At 69.2% G+C, this 18,061-nt stretch carries 19 protein-coding genes and 1 tRNA gene; 6 read left to right on the forward strand and 14 right to left on the reverse strand.

The window, feature by feature from the left end:
* Positions 1–11: 11 nt before the first annotated feature.
* From GFD30_RS17965 to GFD30_RS17995, 7 genes are all read right to left on the reverse strand, one after another.
* Positions 12–950, reverse strand: a complete 939-nt coding sequence (locus GFD30_RS17965) for a DUF6528 family protein (protein ID WP_153026574.1) — start codon at positions 948–950, stop codon at positions 12–14.
* A 174-nt stretch (positions 951–1,124) separates the two neighbouring features.
* Entirely contained in the window at positions 1,125–1,625 is a 501-nt protein-coding gene (locus GFD30_RS17970; protein ID WP_153026575.1) for a hypothetical protein, read from the reverse strand.
* A 134-nt stretch (positions 1,626–1,759) separates the two neighbouring features.
* A complete protein-coding gene (locus GFD30_RS17975) occupies positions 1,760–2,239 on the reverse strand; it encodes a hypothetical protein (RefSeq protein WP_153026576.1) in 480 nt (159 codons plus the stop codon).
* Between the two features lie 9 nt (positions 2,240–2,248).
* The gene (locus GFD30_RS17980; RefSeq protein WP_153026577.1) at positions 2,249–2,956 is read right to left on the reverse strand and encodes a CdiA C-terminal domain-containing protein; all 708 of its coding nucleotides are present in this window, start codon (positions 2,954–2,956) and stop codon (positions 2,249–2,251) included.
* A gap of 16 nt (positions 2,957–2,972) precedes the next feature.
* Entirely contained in the window at positions 2,973–3,674 is a 702-nt protein-coding gene (locus GFD30_RS17985; protein ID WP_153026578.1) for a WXG100 family type VII secretion target, read from the reverse strand.
* Positions 3,675–3,995 carry a type VII secretion target gene (locus GFD30_RS17990; protein ID WP_153026579.1) on the reverse strand — a complete coding sequence of 107 codons (321 nt, stop codon included), beginning with the start codon at positions 3,993–3,995 and terminating at the stop codon, positions 3,675–3,677.
* Positions 3,996–4,000: 5 nt separating this feature from the next.
* The gene (locus tag GFD30_RS17995) at positions 4,001–4,387 is read right to left on the reverse strand and encodes a YbaB/EbfC family nucleoid-associated protein (RefSeq protein WP_194202009.1); all 387 of its coding nucleotides are present in this window, start codon (positions 4,385–4,387) and stop codon (positions 4,001–4,003) included.
* A 225-nt stretch (positions 4,388–4,612) separates the two neighbouring features.
* Between GFD30_RS17995 and GFD30_RS18000 the strand changes: the two genes are divergently transcribed.
* The 5 genes from GFD30_RS18000 (at position 4,613) to GFD30_RS18020 (ending at position 9,861) form a co-directional block, all read left to right on the forward strand.
* Positions 4,613–5,224 (forward strand): DUF4291 domain-containing protein, encoded by a 612-nt coding sequence (locus GFD30_RS18000; RefSeq protein WP_153026581.1) that lies wholly within the window; start codon positions 4,613–4,615, stop codon positions 5,222–5,224.
* A gap of 230 nt (positions 5,225–5,454) precedes the next feature.
* Positions 5,455–5,814, forward strand: coding sequence for an Rv3235 family protein (locus GFD30_RS18005; RefSeq protein ID WP_153026582.1), 360 nt, complete (start codon positions 5,455–5,457; stop codon positions 5,812–5,814).
* A gap of 270 nt (positions 5,815–6,084) precedes the next feature.
* Positions 6,085–6,912, forward strand: a complete 828-nt coding sequence (locus tag GFD30_RS18010; protein ID WP_153026583.1) for a hypothetical protein — start codon at positions 6,085–6,087, stop codon at positions 6,910–6,912.
* 268 nt (positions 6,913–7,180) lie between these two features.
* Positions 7,181–9,370 carry a DEAD/DEAH box helicase gene (locus GFD30_RS18015; protein WP_153026584.1) on the forward strand — a complete coding sequence of 730 codons (2,190 nt, stop codon included), beginning with the start codon at positions 7,181–7,183 and terminating at the stop codon, positions 9,368–9,370.
* Positions 9,371–9,627: 257 nt separating this feature from the next.
* A complete protein-coding gene (locus GFD30_RS18020; protein ID WP_153026585.1) occupies positions 9,628–9,861 on the forward strand; it encodes a hypothetical protein in 234 nt (77 codons plus the stop codon).
* Between the two features lie 327 nt (positions 9,862–10,188).
* Here GFD30_RS18020 and GFD30_RS18025 read toward each other — a convergent pair whose 3' ends face one another.
* The 4 genes from GFD30_RS18025 to GFD30_RS18040 all read right to left on the reverse strand — a co-directional run bounded on the left by GFD30_RS18025 (position 10,189) and on the right by GFD30_RS18040 (position 13,367).
* Entirely contained in the window at positions 10,189–11,316 is a 1,128-nt protein-coding gene (locus GFD30_RS18025) for an LppU/SCO3897 family protein (RefSeq protein ID WP_153026586.1), read from the reverse strand.
* A gap of 375 nt (positions 11,317–11,691) precedes the next feature.
* On the reverse strand, positions 11,692–12,132 hold the full coding sequence (locus GFD30_RS18030; protein ID WP_153026587.1) for a hypothetical protein: 441 nt from the start codon (positions 12,130–12,132) through the stop codon (positions 11,692–11,694).
* A 329-nt stretch (positions 12,133–12,461) separates the two neighbouring features.
* A tRNA-Arg gene (locus GFD30_RS18035) sits at positions 12,462–12,537 on the reverse strand.
* Positions 12,538–12,683: 146 nt separating this feature from the next.
* Positions 12,684–13,367, reverse strand: coding sequence for a hypothetical protein (locus GFD30_RS18040; RefSeq protein WP_153026588.1), 684 nt, complete (start codon positions 13,365–13,367; stop codon positions 12,684–12,686).
* Between the two features lie 129 nt (positions 13,368–13,496).
* Here GFD30_RS18040 and GFD30_RS18045 point away from each other — a divergent pair, with 129 nt between their 5' ends.
* On the forward strand, positions 13,497–14,639 hold the full coding sequence (locus tag GFD30_RS18045; RefSeq protein ID WP_153026589.1) for a winged helix DNA-binding domain-containing protein: 1,143 nt from the start codon (positions 13,497–13,499) through the stop codon (positions 14,637–14,639).
* A 57-nt stretch (positions 14,640–14,696) separates the two neighbouring features.
* Here GFD30_RS18045 and GFD30_RS18050 read toward each other — a convergent pair whose 3' ends face one another.
* Genes GFD30_RS18050 through GFD30_RS18060 form a run of 3 tightly spaced genes read right to left on the reverse strand, consistent with a single transcriptional unit; the run spans position 14,697 to position 17,664 of the window.
* A complete protein-coding gene (locus tag GFD30_RS18050; RefSeq protein WP_153026590.1) occupies positions 14,697–16,394 on the reverse strand; it encodes a DUF885 domain-containing protein in 1,698 nt (565 codons plus the stop codon).
* Entirely contained in the window at positions 16,391–17,320 is a 930-nt protein-coding gene (locus GFD30_RS18055; protein WP_153026591.1) for a prephenate dehydrogenase, read from the reverse strand. The genes GFD30_RS18050 and GFD30_RS18055 overlap by 4 nt, the downstream gene beginning before the upstream one ends.
* Positions 17,320–17,664, reverse strand: a complete 345-nt coding sequence (locus tag GFD30_RS18060) for a GroES family chaperonin (protein WP_407649089.1) — start codon at positions 17,662–17,664, stop codon at positions 17,320–17,322. The genes GFD30_RS18055 and GFD30_RS18060 overlap by 1 nt, the downstream gene beginning before the upstream one ends.
* Between the last annotated feature and the right edge of the window lie 397 nt (positions 17,665–18,061).

Genomic DNA, 18,061 nt, shown 5'->3' on the forward strand with positions numbered 1-18,061 from the left:
GGATCGGGCGCCTAGTTGTAGGCGGTGGTGTAGTAACGGGCCTTGTAGAACTCGGCCCCGGTCCGGGTCCGGTCGGTGGACTGCGAGAACACCACGGTCGGGCTGCCCCAGTCGCGCGAGCCGGCGTTGTCGCCGCGCACGTAGAAGTACTCGCCGGTCGCCATCTTCACGTACGCCTTGATCCGCGTCGTGGTGTGCAGCGTCGTCTTCGCGAGCGTCGACTTGTTGATCGAGTAGACCCCGTAGGAGTCCGAGACCTGCAGGAGCGACGAGTTCGAGAAGTCGGCCTGGAGATCGTGTCCCAGCCCCGACAGCGCGACCTTCTTGCTGTGGGTCTTCAGCCGGGTGTTCCGGTAGGTGCCGGTCACCGAGTACGCCTGGACGACCTTGTTCCCGCACGCCCACAGGAGGCTGTTGTTCGGGTCCCAGACGACGCCGTGCGCGCCGGCCAGCGAGACCGTCTGCACCTTCGCGAGCGTCGACGGGTCCGAGACCTTCGTGGGCGCGTAGACGGTGAGGAACCCCTCGGACGAGGCCGACACGAACGCGCCGATGTTCGGGATCCGCTCCAGCGCATGCGGGTTCCCGCCCGGCGTGGCGCTCCACAGGAGGTCGTTGAGCTCCTGGTCCTTCTCGTCGGTGATGTTCCAGATCCCGACCTTGCCACCCGAGGCGGCCGCGAGCCCGATCGCCCCGAACTGGGCGGTGTCCCGGATGCGGCAGTCGGAGAGGTTCGTCCAGCCGCCGGTGCCGGGGCTCCACGACTTGTAGCGGTTGGCGTCGCTGAAAGCCTTGTTCTTGTCGAACACGAACACCTTGTTGGTGACCTGCTCGGTCACCATGACCTTGAAGTTGGCGGTGTCCGCCGAGGCGACGCCGGCCCCGACGGCTCCGGCGGCCGCAAGCGGCGCGCCGACCGCGACCGCGCGAAGCAGGTTGCGTCTCTTCACGAATGGCTCCTCTAGGGGGTAGGAAGAGTCCCGACCCGATCCGGGCCGCGAACCGGTCCCAGTGTGCGCCATGCCGACCAACCGCCCGCGATCACCACTCACCGGCCCGCGCAGCGCGACCGTATCGCGACTCACCGCTCGCGTACGCACTGTCCAGCGTCGGCCCCGGCCGCCTCAAGTGCGATAGGGGTTGAAGCCCTCCGGCAGCTCGATCACGGGGATCTCCGGGGCTCCTTTGATCTCAGTGAGCCCACCGGTAATGGCGAACACGCCGTCGTCCAGGTCATCGACGTCGACGAGCACCTCACCGGAGGACCCGTCCTCCGCCACCAGGATCCACAGTGCGGCGGAAGCCGCATTCGGCGCCGCCAGTACGGCACGGGCCCGGAGCGCCGCGCACAACCGCGAAGCCACCGTTACCTCGGGGAGCCCGCCGACCGCTGACGCGAACTCCTCACCCGCATCGAAAGCGACATAGTCTCCATGCCGGTCAGGATCGCGTTGGATGAGGACCGCAGGCATTCCCTCGACTCTCGACCCGACCACGTGGGCCTTCCCCTGCCGCCATTCGAGCACTTCGATCGAACTCGCCGGCACGCCGAACACCGTACTCGTCGCGCTCGCAACCTCTTCGGGTCGCACTCCATTCACGAGCTGGAAGCTGTAACCGTTCATTCCTGCTCATCCTTCGCATCGGTTGCCGTGCCGTACACGTGGAGAGTGGCATGCCGACTCCCGGCCGGATCGGACAGGAATTCTCTGCGAGTCCTTCCCAATAGCAGCCGGCGCGGCGGAAGTCGCCGGCTGCCTCAGAACTGCTCGATCGGCGCGACCGGGAACCGCTGGAGCGCTGAGCGGAACACGTGCTGATCGTCCAGGTCGTCCGGGTCCACCAGCCGAGGGTCTACGACAATGCCTGATCCTTTGCGCTTCTCCAGCACGATGATCTCGTCGTAGAACTCAAGGAACCCCGATGTGTCAGGAGAGGCCGACAGCAAGCCGACCGCGGTTTCGATGATCCGCAGGAGTCCCGCGGTCTCCTGCTCCCAGGCGAGCGTCTTGCGCGGCTCGAAGGTGATCGAGGTGTAGGCGTCCGAAGCGCCGAGCCGGGCTCCTTCATCCTTGAACTCGTTGGAGTTCATTCTGGCCACCGACGCCCACCAGCTCGCGCTCGAGATCGGTGAGGGCGCCAGCGGCTTCGCCCGTTCCAGTCCGAGCGCCGCACAGAAGCGATCCGACACGTCTTCAACTGAATACGACGCCGTATTGAACTCGTAATTGGTAGCCAATGCATGCTCCTAGAACGGATAGAAATTCACGACTTGGCCGTTTTGGACAATCTTGATCTCTTGAAGATTGCCGATCGGCCTGCGTTCCAGTGTCGCTCTCAAGTCGGCGAGGTTGACTCCGGAGTCGTCGAGGTTGAGAACGATTCGATCCGCCTGGTCCTTCTTGACCTTGTTGGAGATGTCATCGCGAATTCGGCCTGGATCGTCCTTTTTCGGAGAGTAGCAGTCGAAGTACTCTCCCTCGATCTTGTAATCGGGGTTCTTCCCGTTCTCCTTGCCCGGCGGGTTCTGCTCGACGTCGTAGCCCTGCTCAGCGAGCGTCTTCGCCGCTTCGTTCTCGCGCCGCAGCGACCGCTTCGTCTCCGCGTTCCCCTTCACCTCGGTCGGTTCCCCACGCGGGGTGTTGTTGGGGTCGGCGGGCCGGGACGGGTTGATGCGGTTGTCGTCCGTCGTCTGGAGATCCGGCTGACCGTCCCCGTCCGAGTCACTTGGCCGACCTTGCTCCGCCTCCGCCTTCGCGGTGTCGTGGACTTCCGCCATCTCGGTGGAGGCGTTCTTGCCCTGGAAGTTCAGGCGCTCCTGGCGTTCTTCGGAGTCCTTGGGGCGGCCGGTGAGCGGGTCGACCTCGCCGCCGTCGCCGTCGGGTCCGTCCGGGCCGTCGCCGCCCTTGGGTTTGGCCATGAGCAGGCCCACGCCAAGGAGCATCAGCAGCTTCAAAGCTCGGCGCATCGCCTCACACCCCCAGGAGGGTCTTGAGGTTCGTGAACGACTGGACCAGCGCCATGCCGTACCCCATGATGATGCCCGCCCACTTGACCACCGCCGCGACGATCTGCGCGGCGATGACCGGGATCGTGACCACGAAGATCGCCTCGATCGCCCACACGATCACGTGCCCGACCAGCTCGGCGATCAGGTCGCGGACGATTTCGTGCGTGATCTGGACCAGCGCCCCGGCGCCCTCCGTCGCGGCCGCCATCGCTTCGGCGGTCGCCGCCAATGCCGAGGCCGAGGTGACGTTGTGGGCCATGAGCGACTTGTACGCGTCGGCCGCGTCCCCGGTCCAGCTCGGCATGTCCGCGTCGAGGTGCGCGGTCAGCTCCTCGACGATCGCCAGCAGCTCACCGGACATGTTGCTCCAGGTCTGCGCGTGCGCCATCACGACGTCCGCTTTCCCGGTGACCTCCTGGAGCATCTCCCGCAGCGGCTCGAAGTACTCCAGGGCCCATCCGATGCCCGCCGACAGCAGCGCGCTGAACGGGTCGAGCACCGAGCCGACCACTTCGAGGGCGAGTCCGCCCCCGGCGAGCAGGTCGTCGACCCAGCCTTCGGACTTGAACGCGTCGATCATGCCGTGGTACGAGTCCAGCGGCCCGGCCCCGGTGTACCACTGATTGGTCGACTGGACCGGCGCGACGAGCGAGTTGTCGGACATCTACATCCCCATCCGGTCGCGCAGCTCCGAGAACGCGGTCTGCGACTCCGAGTCGCTGGTCTCGTAACCGTCGGCCACCGCGCGAAGGGCGTTCGCGGCGATGGTGAAGTTCTCGGCCAGATATGACGTGATCTCGTCCTGGGTCCGGTGACGCTCCTCCAGACAACCGGAGATCCATCCGCAGAGCGTCCCGTACGCCTCGTCGTCCTGCTCGATGTACGCGCTCGCGTTCATGACCGCGTCGAACCGCTCCTTGAGCGTGTCCAGGAACCGGGCGTGCTCGCGCAGCTCTTCGGGTTCGACGGTGTATCCGCTTCCCATGGCGCTCAGTCCTCCTCGTCGGTCTTCGGCATGAGCTTCGAGCGGACCCGGTTCGCGATCGCCTGGCCTGCAGCGGAATCCGCGCCGAGGGTCTCGGAGATGATCTCCGCGGACCGGTCCGCGATCTTCGCCTTCGCGAGCTGAATCGCGCCGAGGACCGCCTGCGCGGTCTCCTCGGTCCCGATCCGCCGCGTCCGCTCGCTCAACACCAGGTCGACAAGGTTCCCGCTCGAGTCGACGGTGACCTGCACGAGCCCGTACGGATCGGCGGCCGTGACCTTCAACCCCTCGAACTGCTCGCTCATCGCCTGCGTGTCGGCCGCGAGCCGGTCGATTCGGCCCTTCCACGCCTCGAGATGCTGCCTGGACGCCTCCGGGTCGGGGATTCCCATGATGGTCGCGCTCCTCATTCACCGAGCGGCACAAGGGGTCATGTGCCGAACACGAAATGAGATCGTATCGGATCGCTGCCATTGAGGAGGGCCGGCGAATCCGCCGCTGCTCGCGCCCCGCGGTGGTCGTCGCGCCGATCCAAGCAGGCAGAGTCGGACTCCACCTCCCGGTGAACCGAGGCTATTCCGGTTGCCCACCTGCCCTTCGCCCGCGAGCATTCACCTATGCAGACACTCCGAGCCCCGACGCGGCAGATCCGAGCCGCGTACGACGCTGAAACGATCACCGTCTCCCAGGCGTACGACCCGCACATCGCCGAACCCGCGGTTGCCGCCCAGACCTTCGTCCCGCCTTTCAAACGCGGGCGCATGACCTGGATCAAGCCCTCGTTCCTCTGGATGATGTACCGATGCGGCTGGGCCGCCAAGCCGGGCCAGACCCGCGTTCTCGCCGTCGCCATCACCCGAGCCGGCTTCGAATGGGCTCTGGCGCACTCCTGCGGCAGCACTCCGGCCGCCGGCGAGGACTACAGCGCCTGGCAGCGCCGCATGGCCGCCTCGCCGGTCCGCATCCAATGGGACCCCGAACGCGACCTCCGCCTGAACCGCCTCGACCACCGATCGATCCAGATCGGCCTCGGCCCCGAAGCCGTGGACCGCTACGTGAACGACTGGATCACCGCGATCACCGACGTCACCGAGACGGCTCGGTCCATCGCGAAGCACCTGGCCCAAGGCGACATCGACGCAGCCCGAACGCTGCTTCCGGCAGAACGCCCGTATCCCCTGGAAGCAGCCGCGGCGGCCAACATCGGCGCCACAGCGCCGATGCCGTAGACGACACGCCAAGGCGAAATTCCTGAAGTTTGTAGGGTTCGGCGCGACAGGCTGTTAACGCATATGCGCGTGTCTCCTTACGAATCCGTCCTGTCCAACCGCCGCCAGTCGGGAGTCCACAATCGCCTCCGACCGGACCGGCTCATATCACTGTGCGTGCATTTGACTTGACCGCGCGTGCCCCATAAATTCCTCCCAAACCGGTATCCCACCGACTTATCGGAGGAAACATGCACTGCCGCAACGACATTCCGCCGCGCATATCCCCGCGTCAGGCCGTCTCCTACTCCTGCTTCTTCCTGCACGTCCTCACCGGCCGCAAGCCCGCCGCCGACGCCCGCCTCCTGGCCACCGACGCGGGCTGGGCCGCCTTCACCCGGCTCCGCCGCACCGTCCCCACCCGCTTCAGGCAAGTCCGAGTCCTCCGTACCGTATGCCCCACGCCCGACACCGCCGAAGTGGTCGCCATGGTCGAGAACGGCACCGCCCACCAGGCCATGACCCTGACATTCCGAGCCACTCCCCACGGCTGGCGCCTCGACCACTGCGCCCTGCTCCACGCCAACACCCGCCCACGACACCGCCGTTAAGAACCCGAGGGCCGCCGAGCCGAACGACTCGGCGGCCTCCGGTGTCCTCGAACCTGCCGGATTCCCGCCGGTCCACCGCCTTGGCATCACTGCCGATCCCGGTTGTAATGGCGGCGGACGGCCGGATCCCAGGCATGCCGGATCGCGGCACGCCGGCCGACGCCGGTGCAGCGCGCCGGCATCCGCGGTCTGCACCGGAACCGCCGACCCGCACCACGCCGATCCCCGGACTGTGCACACCCCACAGCTTCCAAGAAAGGTGTCGATCCCATGGTTGACAACAGGAACACCACCGCCCGCAACTCCTCCGGCGGCCTCGGCCGCCGCCGATTCTTCGCGCTCGCCGCAGGCGGCGCCGCTGCCGCCGCGGGGACGCTGATCCCGGCGTCCGCAGCCCAGGCGCACGGCGACCTCACCTCGTACCCCGGCATCTGGGGACAGCGGACCACCGACTGGAACACCAGCCAGCTCAAGTCGTACAAGTACCGGCCGGCGTTCCACGACCAGCTGAACGGCTGGCTGCGATTCTGGTTCGAGACCACGGAGTACTTCGAGAAGCCGATTCGAGTGGGACTCACCGCGGCCCACGACGACAACATGGGCACGGCGCACGAGCAGGGCAGGGCCATCGACCTGGCCGGCCTCACGGTCACGCAGAGCAGCGGCGGCACCGTGAGCGTCTTCCAGGCGAACTACTCGGTCTGGAAGGACCTGACCGGCTCGGTCCTCGCCCAGTTCCGCCGCAACTACTGGGCGACCTCGGCCTCCCTCCACTACCACTTCCGCTCGGTGCGCACCTACCCCATGGGCGGCCGCTACCGGGACAGCCTTCACGTCGACAATCTGCTGTCCGGCTCCAACACCCCGGCATTCAACTCCAGCGACAAGTCGCAGATCTTCCACGTCCAGGCCAGCTGCCGCTACATCTGGGGCAAGGGGACGACCATCGACGGCATGTGGAACACCGAGTCCCGCCGGCACGCGCACGAGGTCCTCGAGCGGATCGGCAAGGGCGGCTACATCGGCGACTCCAAGTCGCACTGGCAGGCGTTCAACCGCGCCACCCTCCGCAAGGGGTACTCCACCGAGGAGTACTGACACCGGACGAGCCGCCTCCGGTACGAATCCGGGCCGGGACCGCGGGCGCACTCCCGCAGTCCCGGCCCGGGCCATATCGGCCGCAGCCGCCGTGATCCGGGACGGTCATCGACACCGCGATGAGCGGCAGCACGAACGCGGCCACGTGAACCAGGCGATCATCGGGGATCTCCCGCGAAGGCGGCCAGCCGCCGTCCCCGCGGCGGGCACGGCCGCAGGGCCGCCGCGGCTCATAGAATGGGGTTGCCTCCCGACCCCAGGAGTCCCCATGACCGGCACCCGACTCGACCAGCGGCAGCTCCGCCGGCACGCGCGCTCGCAGGTCGCCCGCGCCCGTGACACCTTGCGGCAGTGGGAGCACCTCGCCTCCACCCCGGCGCGGCTGCGGAACGCGGTGCGCGGGCATGTCGCCGCGATCGCGCAGGAGGAGGTCGAGGGGCGGCTCGCGACCATGCGGGTCACGGAGTTGAAGAAGGTGGCCAAGGGGCTGCGGCTGGCGAAGCTCGAGGAGGCCGGAATCGCCACGGTCGCCGACGTGCTCGCGAACCCCCGGGAGCGGCTGCTGGAGATCCCCGGAGTCGGCGCCCAGACCGTCGACGAGGTGAAGGCCGCCGCCGAGCATTTCGCCGAGCGCTCCCGCGCCGACACCAGGCCCCGGTTCGACCCGCAACGGCGCGACCCGCGGCACACCCGCATCCTCGCGCACCTGCGGGCCGAGCAGACCGCTTCGGCCGCCGTCGATTCACTTCGGGAGACCGTGCACGGCTTCCGGGAACGCGCCCTGCCGTACTTCGCCGCGGCCGACCGGGTCGGCAGCAGGCTGGCGATGCTGTTCTCGACGCGCAAGCGCAGAGCAGAGGCGGTCGCCCGGCTCGAAGTCCTCACCGCGGTCAACGCCGATCCCGAAACGCGAGCGCTGGAACGGGAACTCGCCACCGCGCTCGACCGCGCCCGGCCGGAGCGGTACACATCGGACGAGCTGTGGCGCGACTACGAGCGCCGGGCGGCGAGCGTCAACACGCAGCTCGCCAAGCTCACCGGCTCTGACGTCGAGGACGCCGAGCGCGCCGAGGACTTCGTCGGCGCCGAACTGCGGCAGGAGATCGAGACGCTGCCGCTCGACCGGTCGCTCCTGCGCACCGATCTGCGCTTCTACCAGTTGTTCGGCGCGAAGTACGCCGTGCATCAGCGGAAAGTGGTCATCGGCGACGAGATGGGCCTCGGCAAGACCATCCAGGCCCTCGCCGTCGCCGCGCACCTGGCGGCGAAGGGGCAGCGGCGCTGCCTCGTCGTCTGCCCGGCCAGCGTGGTTCCCAACTGGCTCATGGAGATCCGCAAGCACACGCACCTTGACGCGTACAGTCTCCACGGCCCCGACCGGGAGGACGAGACCCGCCGGTGGCTGCGCCGCGGCGGCGTCGCGGTGACCACCTTCAACACCGTCGACCGGCTCGACGCGCTGCCGCAGCGGGCGAGGTTCGCGCTGGTGATCGTCGACGAGGCGCACTACATCAAGAACCCGAACGCGAAGCGCAGCAGGGCGGTCGGGGCCGTGATCGGCCGTTCGAAGCGGGCGGTGCTGCTGTCCGGCACGCCGATGGAGAATCGCGTCCAGGAGTTCAAGTCGCTCGTCGGGCACCTCCGCCCCGACATCGCGCAGCGGGTCGGCGAGGGCGACGACGTGGTCGGGGCCGCGGCGTTCCGGCAGGCGGTCGCGCCGGTCTACTTGCGGCGCAACCAGGAGGACGTGCTCAGCGAGCTCCCCGAGAAGATCGAGGTCGAGGAGTGGGTGCAGTTCAACGCGGACGACGAGGAGGAGTACCGCGAGCAGGTCCGGCGCCGCAACCTCATGGGCATGCGCCGCGCCTCCTCGGCCATGGCCGGTTCGGCGAAGCTGGAGCGGCTGGCCGAACTCGTCGACGACGCCGGCGCCGAGGGCCAGAAGGTCATCGTGTTCTCATACTTCCTCGACGTGCTCAAGGCGGTCGGCGAGCGGATCGGGGACCGTGCGATCGGTCCGATCACCGGGAAGGTCGCCGCGGCGAAGCGCCAGGCGATGGTCGACGAGTTCGCCCGGCGCGACGGCCCCGCGGTGATCCTCGCGCAGATCGAGGCGGGCGGCGTCGGCCTCAACATCCAGTCAGCGTCAGTCGTGGTCCTCGCCGAGCCGCAGTGGAAGCCGAGCATCGAGCAGCAGGCTGTCGCGCGGGCCCACCGCATGGGCCAGACCCGGCGCGTCCAGGTCCACCGCCTCCTCGCCAAGGACGGCGTCGACGACCGGATCAGGGAGGTCCAGGAGCACAAGGAGCTCCTGTTCGAGCACTACGCACGCCACAGCGACGCGAAGAACACCGGCGCCATGGCGACCGCGAACGCAGTGGCCACACTCGACGACGACTCGATCCCGCTGGAGCAGCGCATCATCACGGCCGAGCGGGCTCGGCTCGGTATCGGTTGAACCGGGCGCGGTGCGATCACGGTGCCCTCCTGCCGTTGGAAACGCGAGCACTCACCCGTGCAGGCGCCCCGGACGCCACATCCCCCGCGTCAGCGCGCGGGAACGGTGTCCCACACGGGATCTTGTCCATTGGCATACTGTCTGAGTGACCTTCCATCACGAACTCTCCTCCCGGGCTGAAGATTCCGAAGACCTGATATATCGAGAGGATCCGGCTGCGCCTGCTCTCACCCCCGCACGCCGGTTCACCTAGGGCGATGAACCGAAGAGACGCACGCTTCACCGCCGGTCCGTACGACGGCAAGTTCCTCGTTGCCGAGGAGGACGCGAGCGGGTCGATCGCCGCATTGGTCTGCGACGGCCGGCCCGGTGCGCTGGAGACAATCGCGGACTTCTGGTTCGCCGACCTGCGCGAGCTGGAAATCGGCGTGACCGAGGATGGCTGGAACGTCGAGTGGCTGCCGTCGGGAAGTCTTGGGACGCCGCGTTGACAAGGGCCGCTCGGCCGAACTCGCCGCCTTCGTCCGCGGACAGTGGGGATAGAAAACTCCTCCCACCACATCAGGGACGTCACGTTCCGAGAGGACGCCGCGACCGTTCACACCGGGACCGCGCCCCGCACCATGGCCGCCTTCCGCCGAGGCGCCCGCAAAACCCTCGGCGCCACCAATATCGCCAAGACCACCAAGGCAATCGGGGACGATCCAGCACGAGCCCTCCCGATCCCGGGCATCAACTTTCAACCGAACCCCAGGAACTTGATCAAGCCCTCGCGCCGCCGGTCCCGGTGTGCGTTCGCGGCGGCGCAGCGGTCGGTCCTACAGGTACCCCCAGCAGATCGTGAAGGAGAGTTCGGGGAAGTCGGGGACCTCTTCGTATGACCAGCCCCAGCCGTTGCACCAGCTTTCGCCGTCCACGAGCTCGTTCGTGCGGCCGGTGAGGTACACGTTGCCGTCGTCGCAGTCGGACACGAACTCGAAGTACGTGTAGTCGGAGTTCATCGACATGCAGTCGTCGACTTCCGCGTACCCGGCGTCGCCGCTGGCGTACAGCATCTGGAGGCACAGCACGGTATCCAAATAGGTCTGGCCGGTGGAGTAGCCGACGCCGTAGATGAAGTAGGTCGAGTCGGTGCAGGCGTCGTAGCTGGACTGCCCGTCGACCCGTTCGATCACCTTGAACGCGCCGTCCTGGCATTCGACGATGTTCCACGCGCTGCCGGCGGTAGAAGTGCCGTAGACGCATTCGCCGACCTGGGCGTGGTACGCGTCGTCGCCGCTGATCGCGGTGTAGCTCAAGCACAGCACGCGGGAGGCGCTGGTCGAGGAGACCGCGAGGTTCACGGTGGGCATCGCGTCGCACGCGGTGAGATCGGTGGTGCCCTCGACGATGTCGACCGTCGTGAAGGCCCCCGCTCCACAGACCGCCGTCTCAAGGTCAGGGGTGGTATCGGTGCCGTAGTTGTAGAAGCAGTCGCCGACCACGGCATCCGCGACCGGGTCCGCGACGGCGGTGTCGGTGGCGGCGTCGGTCGGGTCGGAGCCGGAGGCGCCCGAGTCGCCGCCGGAGTCGGCGGCCGTGACACCCGGCGGGTCAGCGGGGTCGAGAGCGATCACGAGGCCGGTGATGCCGAGGCCGACGAGCAGCACCACGCCGAGGGCGATGCCGATCCAGCCGGCGACCGGGATCCCCGAGGACGGCGGTGGCACGGGCGCGTACTGCGGCGGCATCCCGGGGTAGGCGGGCGGGTACGAAGGAGTCGCATAGGGGTTCGCGGTGGCGTAGGGCGCCGGACCGGGCGGGATCTGGGCTCCCGGCTGCGGGTACCCGATGCTGCGGCTCGTCTCCGGGCCGGGCGTGTAGCCCTGGCCGGGGCCGCTGGGTGCGCCGTAAGGACCCTGGTTCGCGGGCGGGCCGGCATTGGGGTCGTAGGAGGAGGGGTCCATGAAGCGATTCTGTCAGGCCGTCGCAACCCTTCCAGCGGGCGCAGCGGGCACTTTGCGACCGCTCACTCGGCGGTGCGGTGGGACTTCCGCCAAGCCGTCCAGGCGACCTGGAGCGTTATGGCGACGGCTGGTACGAGGATGAACACGACGAGTGCTCACTGGGAAGGCGAGGGCTAGTGCAGTGTACCGATCGAAGTTACCTAGGAGTAACGCCGATCGAGCGCGCCAAGCAATTATGACCACTTGGCTACTGGCCGGACCCCGACCGAACCACTCGGGCGCGGCAGGGATGGTGTCCCCTGCCGCGCCCGAGTCTCGCCCGAACGGGCGATGGACCTGCACTGCCGTGACGGCAGCGCGCCGATCGACGTCGGCCTACGCGACGAGTGACGGACTGTAGTTGTGCCACTTGGTGGAACCGCTGCGCGATGCCCAGACATGGACGCGGAATGTCTTGCCTTCGGCGATGTTGCGCTCGCAGGAGGTGCGGCCGCCGCCGTTGTTGCCGGTGCTGGTGTCGTCGAAGCAGACGCCTCCGGCAGCCGTCCAGTACCGGTACCCCTCGGGCGCAGTCTCGAGGGTCTGGAGCTGGGCGCGGATCCCCCAGCCGTCGGCGTGGAAGTCCTCTGCGACGATGTTCTCGCCGTAGCTCCAGGTCTCGGCGACACCGGCGTTGTACGTGCCTTCGGGGTTCTGGGCGAAGGCCCAGACATGGGTGGCGGCGTGCGCCGAGGCCGGGGACAAGGCGACGCCGACGAGGATCGCGGCGAGGACGATCAGGCCCTGCACCAGTGTCTTCAAGCGTTGTGCGCTCATGCGGTCTTCCTAACTCTGTTGAGTCGCTTACGCAACTTCGTTGCGGCGGAGGGGATCAGAGTTCGTCAGCGGTCTCAGCATAGCGGCGGACGGTCGACTTCGGCGAAATCCACATAGGCTTTCTTCGCCGCCGTCTCTCGGAGGCGAACCGGCGGCGGCATGGACGCGGATGTACGGCCGCAGACCTCGACGTGCCCCTACTGCTCTCCAACGGAGCGGGCTGGCCCCGGCGAGCTCGGCCGTGAGATCGAGTCCGCCGCTGGACCGCCTCGCGATCGAATCGGCCGAGAGAAGCAGAAAAGCCGGGTCACCGACCCGGCTCTTCTTGATGGCGCGCCCCGAGGGATTCGAACCCCCAACCTTCTGATCCGTAGTCAGATGCTCTATCCGTTGAGCTAGGGGCGCATGCCTGGCTTGATCTGTTCGATCAGGCCGGGCATAACCTTACCCGGCTCTGGATCGCGGCTGCAACCGGGTTCGATGGTGTGTTGTGGGTCATCAGGCCCGGTTTGCGGCGGTGGGATTTGAACCCACGACCCCCGGATTCGGCGTCAGCAGTTGTCCAGGACCACCTTCGCCAGGTTGCGCCAGGCTTCGGGGAGTTCCTCGGTGCGGTTCTCTGAGCGGGCGGCGGTCCAGACGGCGGCCTCGGCTTCGGGGACCTCGTCGCCGAGGAGGTAGCGGGCGACGAAGTCGGCGCGGTGGTCGCGGCCTGGGAAGAAGTAGCCGCCGGCGGCGAAGAGCGCGACGTAGGCCCGGTGGAGGCCGTTGGTGAGGGTCTCGGCCAGCTCCCACGGGTCGGTTGCGTCGCCGAGGCGCTTGGCGAGGGTCTCGGTCTCGGCGGCGACGGTCTCGCGAGAGGCGTCGGCGAGGGCCTGCGGGAACTCGGTCACCTCGGCGCGGGCCTTGGAGCCGAGCTCGGAGTCGTCGGCGAGGAGGGTGCCTTCGGAGAACGCGCCGATGACGCGGAGCGCCTCGTCGGCGGGCGTGCGCCAGCCCTCGCCGCGGCCGAGCTGGTCGAGGAGGTCCTGGAACCGCGCGACGGTGAGATGCGTCGCTTCGGCGCTGGCGTCGGCCGGGGCCTCGGCGGTCTCCCAGACGCACACGAGCTCGGCCTCCTCCCCGAACCCGGACAGGGCCGGCCCGTGCGCGTACGCGAACGCCAGGCGCTCGTCGTCGTTGATGTCGGCGAGGACGTCGGTGGAGAGCCTGAGGACCGCGTTCGGAAGGGACATGCCGCAATTGTGGCTGTTCCTCGCAAGCTCGTCCAGCGGTCTGCGCAGAGACACCCCTCCCGTTTCCGACACGAGTGGCGTGCGGTTCGGGGGAGCACTCATGTCGCCCCCTGGCGCTAGCATGAGCGCATGTCAACTCCTACCGGGGAACTCACGCCTGCGGCGATCGCGGCGTGGCGCGCCCGCTCCCAGCGGCTCTGGGGCGATCGCCTCGCGACGCCGCTCGACGCGTTCCGGCACTTGGGCGCGGTCCAGTCGCAGGAGTACCACCCTTCGAAGCTCACGCCCGCGATGCGGTCCGTCCCCGACGAGGAGGGGCTCGCGTTCGCCGGGCCGGCCGCCGTCGACGCGCTCCTGGAGAAGGGCGCGGTCGTGCGCACCCACGTGCTGCGCACCACCTGGCACACGGTCCCGGTGGAGGACCTGCGGATGATGCTGACCGCCACCACCCACCGCGTCCAGCAGGTCGCGGGCACCCAGTACCGCGCCCTCGGGCTCGACCAGGCGGTCCTCGACCGCGGGGACGACCTGCTCGAGGCGGCCACCGCCGGCGGGCGGCACCTGACGCGCGAGGAGGCCTCGGAGGCGCTCGCGGCCGGAGGGATCGCGGACCCGACCGGGCAGCGCCTGATCCACCTGCTGTTCCACGCCGAGCTCGAGGCGCGGATCTGCTCGGGGACGCCGAGCGACGGAAAGCAGACGTACGCGAACTTCGAGGAGCGGATCCCGGCAGGGGAGATCGGGCGGGACGAGGCGGTCCTCCAGCTCGCGCGCCGGTTCTTCACCTCGCGCGGACCCGCGACCGTGAAGGACTTCACCCGCTGGGGGACGCTGAAGGTGGCCGACGCGAAGGCCGCCGTCGACGAGCTCAAGACCGACGGAACGGGCCTGCGGGAGCTGCGGGTGGACGGCCGCGTCCTCTACTACACCGGTGAGCGGCCCGAACCGCAGGAGAGCGGGCCCGTGGTCGACTTCGTGCAGGGCTTCGACGAGATGCTGTGCTCCTACACCGACACTAAGGACTGGGTCCTGCACCACTCGGTGCCGCGGACCCTGTTCCCCGACCGGCCGCGGTTCAACTCGGCGATCCTGCTGGACGGCCAGGTCATCGGCAACTGGAAGGCGACCGTGAAGCGCGACAGGGTGGTCATCGAGACCTGGCGCGTCCGGGGCTTCACCGCCGCCGAGATCGCGGCCCTGCGCCGCGGCGCCGACCGCCTCCGCGCCTGGTACGGGAAGCCGGAGATGGAACTCGGCCTCGACCACGCCTGAAACGCCGAGCGGGTGCGGCACCGCCGAGCGGCACCGCACCCGCGATCATGCGGAGATCTAGAGGCGCCCGAGCGCCTCGCTGAACGGGGCGAGGCCCATCGAGCCGAGGTTCAGGGCGTCGGTGTGGAACTGCTTCAGGCTGAACTCGGTGCCCTTGCGGGCCCTGTAGTCCTCGCGGGCCTGCATCCACAGGCGTTCGCCGACCTTGTACGACGGGGCCTGGCCGGCCCAGCCGAGGTAGCGGTTGCGCTCGAAGGACAGCATGTCGTCCTCGATGGTCCGGGTGTGGGCCTTCATGAACTCGAACATCTTCTCGCCGTCCCACTCCTCGCCCGGCCGCCAGCCGAACGGGTTGTCCTCGGGGATGGCGAACTCGCAGTGGAGGCCGATGTCGACGATGACGCGGGCGGCGCGGAACGCCTGCGCGTCGAGCATGCCGAGGCGCCCGGCCGGGTCGTCGTCGTAGTAGCCGAGCTCGTCCATGAGCCGCTCCGAGTACAGCGCCCAGCCCTCGCCGTGGCCCGAGCACCACATCATCTGGCGCTGGAAGCGGTTGAGCAGCTCGGTGCGGGCCATGGTCTGGCCGACCTGGAGGTGGTGGCCGGGGACGCCCTCGTGGTACACGGTGGACTTCTCGCGCCACTTGCCGAACAGCTTCTGGCCCTCCGGCACGGACCACCACATCGCACCCGGACGCGAGAAGTCCTCGCTCGGGCCGGTGTAGTAGATCGCCCCGTCCTCGGTCGGCGCGATCTTGCAGTCGATCCTCCGGATCTGCTCGGGGATGTCGAAGTGCGTGCCCGCGAGGTCGGCGATCGTCGAGTCGGCGAGCTCCTGCATCCAGTCGCGGAAGACGTTCTTGTCGGTCAGGTTCTGCTCGGGGTCCTGGTCGAGGAACGCCACGGTCTCCTCGATCGTCGCACCCGGCTTGATCCGCTCGCAGGTCGCGCGCATGTCCGCCTCGATGCGGGCCAGCTCCTGCCAGCCCCACGCGTACGTCTCCTCGAGGTCGATCTCGGCGCCGATGAAGTAGCGAGACGCCCGCGAGTAGCGGTCGCGGCCGACCGCGTCCTTCTCGGGCGCCTGCGGGGCCAGCTCCTCGCGCAGGAACGTCGCGAACCGCATCGCGGCCGCCCGCGCCCACGCCGCGCCGTCGCTCAACGCGATGCGCAGCGGCCCGGTCTTGATCGGCTCCCCGTCGAGGGTCACGCCGTTCGCCAGGGCCGCCCAGAAGTCGGTGTCCTTGCCCTTGGCGCCGTTCCAGTTGTCGCAATGGGTGGCGACCTCGAGGACCTGCCGCCGCGCGGCGACCCGGCCCGCGGCGGCCTCGGCCCGCAGCGTCTCGGTGTACTGCTTGAACGCGTCCGGGACGGCGGCCAGGCGGGCCGCGATGTTCTCGGCCGCGGCCTTCCCGTCCTTCGGCATCAGGTCGAAGATCTGGCGGACGCTGTGGACCGGCGACGCGAGGACGTTCAGACCCAGGTAGGTGTCGTCGGCCTCGTACCGCTCGAGGCTCAGCTTCAGGCGCTCGAGGATGGCCTCCTTGGCGACGCGCTCGCGCTCGTCGACCGGCTCTGCGGCCTCCAGCGCGGCGATGGTGCGCCGCTCCAGGTCGGCGGCCTCGGCCAGCCCGGCGGGTGAGAGGTCATCGAGTTCGTGATCGTGCCCGGGCACGCCCATCGCGGTGGCGTTCATGGGGCTGAGGGCGATGGCGTCCTCGACGTACTGATCGGCAATCTGATCGATTTTTCTCATGGAGTGGACTTTACGCGAGGTCGGCGTCCGATCGCGACCTCCGTTTCGACCGCTTCGATCCACCCTCCGGCGGCGCCGAACCCGAGCAGCGCCTCCCGCGTGAGCTCGACCCGTTCGGGCTCGCCGGGCGCCGGCGGCCAGGCCGCGCGCTTGGCGCGGGCATGGTCGAACCAGTCGGCGAGCGCCCGGTCGTCGCCGTTCGACAGGTGCGCGTGCGCGGTGCCGAGCTCCTCGCCGAGGTCGTCCAGCGACGCGAGGAGCGCCGGCCCGTTGCCCTCGGCCATCCCGGCGAACAGCGCGGTCGGGCTGGCCGCGACCCGCGTGCCGTCCCGGTAGGACCCGGCCGCGAGGCTGCGCGACAGCGGGTCGTCGGCGACGAGGACCAGTGCGGCCGCGACCAGGTGCTCGAGGTGGGAGATCCGGGCGGCGGCGCGGTCGTGGTCGTCCGCGGTCGCCGGCACGACGCGCGCGCCGATCGACGTCCACAGGCGCGCCAGCAGCAGCCAGTCCTCCAGACCGGTATCGGCCTCGAGGCACAGCACCCAGACGCGGCCCTGGAAGAGCCCCGGTTCGGCGCTGGCGAACCCGGCGGTCTCCTTGCCGGCCATGGGGTGTCCGCCGACGAAGCGGGGGAGCGCGGCGAACGCGCGTGCGGCCGCGGTCTTGACGGAGGCGACGTCCGTGACCAGGCCGCGGTAGCCGCCGAGCGTCGCGGCGGCCGCGCCGAGGTGGCGGTAGGGGGCGGCGACGACGGCGACGTCGGTGTCGAGCAGCGCGGCCGGGTCGGCGGCGACGGGGAAGTGCGCGGCGGCGGCCTCGCGGGTCGCGGCGTCGGGGTCGTGGCCGACCACGTCGTGGCCGGCGCCGGCGAGCGCCAGGGCGGCGGACCCGCCGATGAGGCCGAGCCCGGTGACCGCGACGCGCATCAGAGGTAGAGCCCCGTGCCGTCGTTGTCGACGCGCTTGGCGGCGACGGCGTGGATGTCGCGCTCGCGCAGGAGGATGTAGGTGCGGCCCTGGATCTCGACCTCGGCCTTGTCCTCGGGGTCGAAGAGGACGCGGTCGCCGTTCTCGACAGAGCGGACGAGGGGCCCGACGCCGACGGCCTCGGCCCAGTGCAGTCGCCGTCCCATCTGGGCGGTCGCGGGGATCACGATCCCGGCGGCGGAGCGGCGCTCGGCGTCGGCGTCCTCGCGCACGAGGAGGCGGTCGTGCAGCAGCCGCACGGGGAGGCCGCTCGATTCCAACGGTGTCTCGGTCACAGCGGTCAACTCTATCGCCCGATCAGGCCCGTCCCGCATGGCGAGCGGCGGGGCTCACGTCCGGAACGTCCGGCCCCCGCGGGTTCGCGCGCCGCGCCGGCATCCGGTTCGAAGCCGTCCGATGCCGCCGGTGATTCCAAGACGAAGCTGCGCCCCGGCGGTGGGTGTGTCCGGACGCGGCGCCGCCCGGCGCAAGCGTGCCCTCGGCGGCCGGCTTCCGCGACCGCTCCGCATCCCGAGGGCTCGTGCGTCGCGCCGACGGCCCCCGGCACAAGGGTGCCGGAGGGGTGTGACAGGGCGCGCCGGTAGCGCCTGCGGGACCGGTCTCGGTGGTGCTGGCTGGATGTGGGACTTCGCACCGAACCGGTACCGTACGTGTTGACGTTGCACCCACCTCCGCTCTGCG

The organism is Glycomyces albidus, from assembly GCF_009451885.1.
Lineage (GTDB): Bacteria > Actinomycetota > Actinomycetes > Mycobacteriales > Micromonosporaceae > Glycomyces > Glycomyces albidus.

Bases quoted from the DNA above. Each gene is read 5' to 3' on its own strand.
- GFD30_RS17970 (WP_153026575.1), bottom strand. From the start codon at position 1,625: ATGAACGGTTACAGCTTCCAGCTCGTGAATGGAGTGCGACCCGAAGAG.
- GFD30_RS17985 (WP_153026578.1), bottom strand. From the start codon at position 3,674: ATGTCCGACAACTCGCTCGTCGCGCCGGTCCAGTCGACCAATCAGTGG.
- GFD30_RS17990 (WP_153026579.1), bottom strand. From the start codon at position 3,995: ATGGGAAGCGGATACACCGTCGAACCCGAAGAGCTGCGCGAGCACGCC.
- GFD30_RS17995 (WP_194202009.1), bottom strand. From the start codon at position 4,387: ATGGGAATCCCCGACCCGGAGGCGTCCAGGCAGCATCTCGAGGCGTGG.
- GFD30_RS18000 (WP_153026581.1), top strand. From the start codon at position 4,613: ATGCAGACACTCCGAGCCCCGACGCGGCAGATCCGAGCCGCGTACGAC.
- GFD30_RS18005 (WP_153026582.1), top strand. From the start codon at position 5,455: ATGCACTGCCGCAACGACATTCCGCCGCGCATATCCCCGCGTCAGGCC.
- GFD30_RS18010 (WP_153026583.1), top strand. From the start codon at position 6,085: ATGGTTGACAACAGGAACACCACCGCCCGCAACTCCTCCGGCGGCCTC.
- GFD30_RS18015 (WP_153026584.1), top strand. From the start codon at position 7,181: ATGACCGGCACCCGACTCGACCAGCGGCAGCTCCGCCGGCACGCGCGC.
- GFD30_RS18020 (WP_153026585.1), top strand. From the start codon at position 9,628: ATGAACCGAAGAGACGCACGCTTCACCGCCGGTCCGTACGACGGCAAG.
- GFD30_RS18025 (WP_153026586.1), bottom strand. From the start codon at position 11,316: ATGGACCCCTCCTCCTACGACCCCAATGCCGGCCCGCCCGCGAACCAG.
- GFD30_RS18030 (WP_153026587.1), bottom strand. From the start codon at position 12,132: ATGAGCGCACAACGCTTGAAGACACTGGTGCAGGGCCTGATCGTCCTC.
- GFD30_RS18040 (WP_153026588.1), bottom strand. From the start codon at position 13,367: ATGTCCCTTCCGAACGCGGTCCTCAGGCTCTCCACCGACGTCCTCGCC.
- GFD30_RS18045 (WP_153026589.1), top strand. From the start codon at position 13,497: ATGTCAACTCCTACCGGGGAACTCACGCCTGCGGCGATCGCGGCGTGG.
- GFD30_RS18050 (WP_153026590.1), bottom strand. From the start codon at position 16,394: ATGAGAAAAATCGATCAGATTGCCGATCAGTACGTCGAGGACGCCATC.
- GFD30_RS18055 (WP_153026591.1), bottom strand. From the start codon at position 17,320: ATGCGCGTCGCGGTCACCGGGCTCGGCCTCATCGGCGGGTCCGCCGCC.